Below are 3,870 nucleotides of genomic sequence, written 5' to 3' on the forward strand. Positions count from 1 at the left end.
CCTGCCCCGGCTAACGCCAGTGCGAGCTCGTCGGCCATGTGTGCGAGGGTGTAGTCTTCCGGCAGGGTATCCGGGTTATTCCCCGTGCCCCGCTGGTCGTAGCACACCACCTGATACTCCTGCCCCAGCACGGCGAGCTGAGGCAGCCAGTAGCTCCCGCTGCCGCCGAGCCCGGCAATCAGTACCACCACGGGCGCGCCCGCAAAGGGGGGCGGGGAAATGGACAGTTTCATGGCGGCCTCACTTCGCGATGTGCGCAACGGTGGCAATTTCAACCAGCGCGTCCGGCTTTACCAGCCCGCACTGGATGCAAAACCGCGCCGGTTTATCGCCCGGGAAAAACTCCGCGTAGATTTCGTTAATCGCGGCGTAGTTTTTCCAGTCGGTGATAAAGATGCTGTTGAAGGTCACGTCCTCCATCGTGCCACCCGCCGTTTCGATCACGGTTTTGATCGTCTCCAGCACGTGGCGGGTTTGCGCCTTTGGGTCATCGATAAATACCACGTTGTTGTCTTTATCAAACGGCAGCGTGCCCGAGACATACACCACGCCGTCGGCGAGGGTGCCGGGAACGAAGGGGGCAATCGGGGTGCTGGTGCCCGGCGGAATAATCACGGATTTCGGCATAGCGGTTCTCCTCAGGCGATGCGGGCGAGCGGGGGATTCAGCGCGTCGCAGAAATCATTGACGTTACTGACCCAGCCAAAAAAGGTTTCGATATTGAACAGGGCGGCTTTCTGGGCAAAATCCGGCCCGGCCTGATGGGTAGCGTCTTCCAGCACCACGCCAAAATACTCGAGGAAAAAGCCGTCGCGCAGGGTCGACTCCACGCAGACGTTGGTGGCAATGCCCGTAAAGACCAGATGACGAATGCCCCGGCTGCGCAGCAGGCTGTCGAGCGGGGTATTGAAAAAGCCGCTGTAGCGCGGTTTCGGCAGTACGATATCGCTGGCTTCCGGTACCAGCTCATCCACCAGCTGATAATCCCAGCCGCCTTTCGCCAGCAGCGTGCCCTGGAGTTCTGGCCGTTGGCGCATGGTTTTCAGGGCGTTGGATTTGTGAAAGTTGGGGGAGCCGGGACCACCAGCTTCGACGTACTGGTCGTCCCAGCCGTTCTGGAACCAGACGATGAGCATGCCCGCAGCGCGCGCAGCGTGCACGGCGGTTTTGATGTTCTCAATCACCGGCTGCGTGGTGGAGACGTCAAACCCGGCCAGATCCAGATACCCGCCTTTACTGGCATAGGCGTTTTGCATATCCACCACGATCAGCGCGCTGCGCTGCGCGTCAAAGGTAATGGCTTCCGGGCGAGCGTTGAGGGTCGTCATTACGCCACCTCCTTCGTCACGGCAGGGATGTGGGCGCGGCACTGCATCAGCGGCTGAATGCGCTCGCCGAAGGTTTCCACGCCGGTGAGAAAATCATCGAAGGTCAGCAGCACGCCTTCGGCGCTGGGCACGGCAGCCACTTCGTCGAGCATTCTGGCGACGCTGGCATACGAGCCAACCAGGGTGCCCATGTTGATATTGACGGCAGACGTCGGGTCGGCCATCTGGCGAACGTTGGTGTCCGCGCCGGAGCGGGTATCCTTCTGGCTCTGCTCGGTCAGCCAGCTCAGCGCTTCGTCATCCGCGCCGTCCTTGTATCGTTCCCATTTGGCGCGCGCGGCGTCATCGGTTTCGTCGGCAATCACCATAAACAGCACGTAGGAGCCCACGTCGCGCCCGGTTTTATCGGCGGCCGCTTTCATGCGTGCCGCAGTGGGCGCGAAGGCGGCAGGGGTGTTAACGCCTTTGCCGAAGCAGAAGTTGAAGTCGGCGTATTTCGCGGAGAATTCCATCCCGGCGTCGCTCTGCCCGGCGCAGATAACCTTCATCGGCACCGACGGCTGCGGGCTGACGCGGCAGTCGTTCATGGTGAAGAAATCGCCTTTGAAATCGCTTTTGCCGGTGCCCCACAGATCGCGCAGCACCTGCACATATTCAGTCAGGTAGTCGTAGCGACGGGAGAAGTAATCGTCCCCCGGCCAGATCCCCATCTGCTCGTACTCCGGCTTTTGCCAGCCGGTGACCAGGTTAACGCCAAAGCGCCCGCCGGAGATGGAGTCGATGGTGGAGGCCATCCGCGCCACGATCGCCGGGGGCAGGGTAAGGGTGGCGGCGGTGGCGTAGATCTGGATCCGCGAGGTGACCGCCGCCAGGCCCGCCATCAGGGTAAAGGACTCCAGGTTGTGGTCCCAGAATTCGGTCTTACCGCCGAAACCGCGCAGCTTGATCATCGAGAGCGCAAAGTCGAAATGGTAATGCTCCGCTTTCTGCACGATGGCTTTATTCAGCTCAAAGGTCGGCATGTATTGCGGGGCAGTGGTCGAGATAAGCCAGCCGTTGTTGCCGATCGGTACAAATACGCCAATTTTCATCACGAACCTCTCTTCATTACATCGCAGGTGTCACGATGTTTTTGCAAAGGCAGTGCCAGTTTTGAAAATCACTTTGTTATTAAGGTGTTAAATGATGGTTGTTAAAATTAACAGCGAAAATGTGGACTAGATGGTCAAAATCATTGCACAAAAAACAGGCACTCATGCGCGCTGAGGGTGCAGAAGGTCGTGGCGAGACGGGGGTTTTGCTATGCTGAGCGCAGGACAGAAAATGGAGAGCGAAAATGACACAAGGCGCAGTGAAAACACCAGGTAAACGTTCGCAGGCGGTGAGCGCCAAGAAACAGGCGATCCTCAGCGCTGCGCTGGAGACATTTTCGCAGTTTGGTATTCACGGTACGCGCCTTGAGCAGGTGGCGGAGCAGGCCGGGGTGTCCAAGACCAATCTGCTCTACTACTACCCTTCAAAAGAGGCGCTGTATGTGGCGGTGATGCAGCAGATCCTGGATATCTGGCTCGCACCACTTAAAGCATTTCGCGAAGAGCTGGCCCCGCTGGTGGCGATAGAGGAGTACATACGCCTGAAGCTGGAGGTATCGCGTGATTACCCGCAGGCATCAAGGCTGTTCTGCCTGGAGATGTTGCAGGGCGCGCCGCTGTTGCAGGCGGAGCTGACGGGAGATCTAAAGCAGCTGGTGGACGATAAATCGGCCATTATTGCCGGATGGGTCGCCAGCGGAAAACTGGCGCCCGTCGATCCGCATCATCTGATCTTCATGATTTGGGCCTCAACCCAGCACTACGCTGACTTCGCGGCCCAGGTCGAGGCGGTGACCGGTAAAACGCTCCAGGACGAGGCGTTTTTCCAGAGTACGCTGGATAACGTGCAGCGGATGATTATCGAAGGGATCCGTGTGCGCTAATCAGCCGGTTGGAAAGGGCAGCTTAAATTGCCCTCTTCACACTGCATCAACGAGGCCAGAAAGGCTTCGCGCTCCGCTGTTTTCTCCGTCAGGCACTGGTTGATAATCATCGGCTGAATAGTGCCACCTTCGGTTCCTGAACCCATCAATTTACAGTCTGCGTCACGCAGGGCGATCCACGCCTGCTGCGCCTGTTTCAGCAGGTCGCGCTGAGGGGCTGCCGCGCGTTTGATGGCGGCCTGGTACGTCTGGTTGAGCTTTTTATCCGCAGCCTGGTACTGCTCTGCCGCACAGGCACTGAGTTCTGTCTGGGTGGTCGCTTTGTCGCACTCGTCGGCCAGCGCGCTGGCGCTGAGCAGCAGTGCTGCGCCTGCGATAAGATATCGTTTCATACACTCCCCAATAAAATAAGGCTCCGTCTCCGGAGCCTTATTAGCACAGCGTTAGCCGATTGTCATCAGGCTGGCGTTACCGCCCGCCGCCGCGGTGTTAACGCTGAGCGAGCGCTCAACGTACAGGCGCTCCAGCAGCAGGTTGGTCTCCCCGCGGGCGAAGCCCTGCACCGAG

Annotated in this window: 6 protein-coding genes; 1 reads left to right on the forward strand and 5 read right to left on the reverse strand. The window is 59.0% G+C overall.

What is annotated here, in order from left to right; all coding sequences use genetic code 11:
- The 4 genes from DD606_RS23950 to rutA form a co-directional block, all read right to left on the reverse strand.
- Window positions 1–233, reverse strand: a 233-nt coding sequence (locus DD606_RS23950; RefSeq protein WP_129259313.1) for an alpha/beta fold hydrolase, incomplete at its 3' end; no start/stop codon positions are given.
- Between the two features lie 7 nt (window positions 234–240).
- Entirely contained in the window at window positions 241–627 is a 387-nt protein-coding gene (gene rutC / locus DD606_RS23955) for a pyrimidine utilization protein C (protein WP_032608979.1), read from the reverse strand.
- Window positions 628–638: 11 nt separating this feature from the next.
- Window positions 639–1,328, reverse strand: coding sequence for a pyrimidine utilization protein B (gene rutB, locus DD606_RS23960; RefSeq protein ID WP_023324432.1), 690 nt, complete (start codon window positions 1,326–1,328; stop codon window positions 639–641).
- A complete protein-coding gene (gene rutA, locus DD606_RS23965) occupies window positions 1,328–2,419 on the reverse strand; it encodes a pyrimidine utilization protein A (protein ID WP_129259315.1) in 1,092 nt (363 codons plus the stop codon). Before rutA ends, rutB begins: the two co-directional genes overlap by 1 nt.
- A 245-nt stretch (window positions 2,420–2,664) precedes the next feature.
- Here rutA and rutR point away from each other — a divergent pair, with 245 nt between their 5' ends.
- A complete protein-coding gene (gene rutR, locus DD606_RS23970; RefSeq protein ID WP_015570865.1) occupies window positions 2,665–3,303 on the forward strand; it encodes an HTH-type transcriptional regulator RutR in 639 nt (212 codons plus the stop codon).
- On the opposite strand, the gene DD606_RS23975 is transcribed toward rutR, so the two are convergent.
- Window positions 3,300–3,695: a lysozyme inhibitor LprI family protein gene (locus tag DD606_RS23975; protein ID WP_045894137.1), complete on the reverse strand. Its 396-nt coding sequence runs from the start codon at window positions 3,693–3,695 to the stop codon at window positions 3,300–3,302. The two genes, rutR and DD606_RS23975, sit on opposite strands and share 4 nt — an antisense overlap.
- Window positions 3,696–3,870 lie beyond the last annotated feature (175 nt).

The organism is Enterobacter cloacae complex sp. GF14B (assembly GCF_004136805.1).
Classification (GTDB): Bacteria; Pseudomonadota; Gammaproteobacteria; order Enterobacterales; family Enterobacteriaceae; genus Enterobacter; species Enterobacter hormaechei_C.

Bases quoted from the DNA above. Each gene is read 5' to 3' on its own strand.
- rutC (WP_032608979.1), bottom strand. From the start codon at position 627: ATGCCGAAATCCGTGATTATTCCGCCGGGCACCAGCACCCCGATTGCC.
- rutA (WP_129259315.1), bottom strand. From the start codon at position 2,419: ATGAAAATTGGCGTATTTGTACCGATCGGCAACAACGGCTGGCTTATC.
- rutR (WP_015570865.1), top strand. From the start codon at position 2,665: ATGACACAAGGCGCAGTGAAAACACCAGGTAAACGTTCGCAGGCGGTG.
- DD606_RS23975 (WP_045894137.1), bottom strand. From the start codon at position 3,695: ATGAAACGATATCTTATCGCAGGCGCAGCACTGCTGCTCAGCGCCAGC.
- rutB (WP_023324432.1), bottom strand. From the start codon at position 1,328: ATGACGACCCTCAACGCTCGCCCGGAAGCCATTACCTTTGACGCGCAG.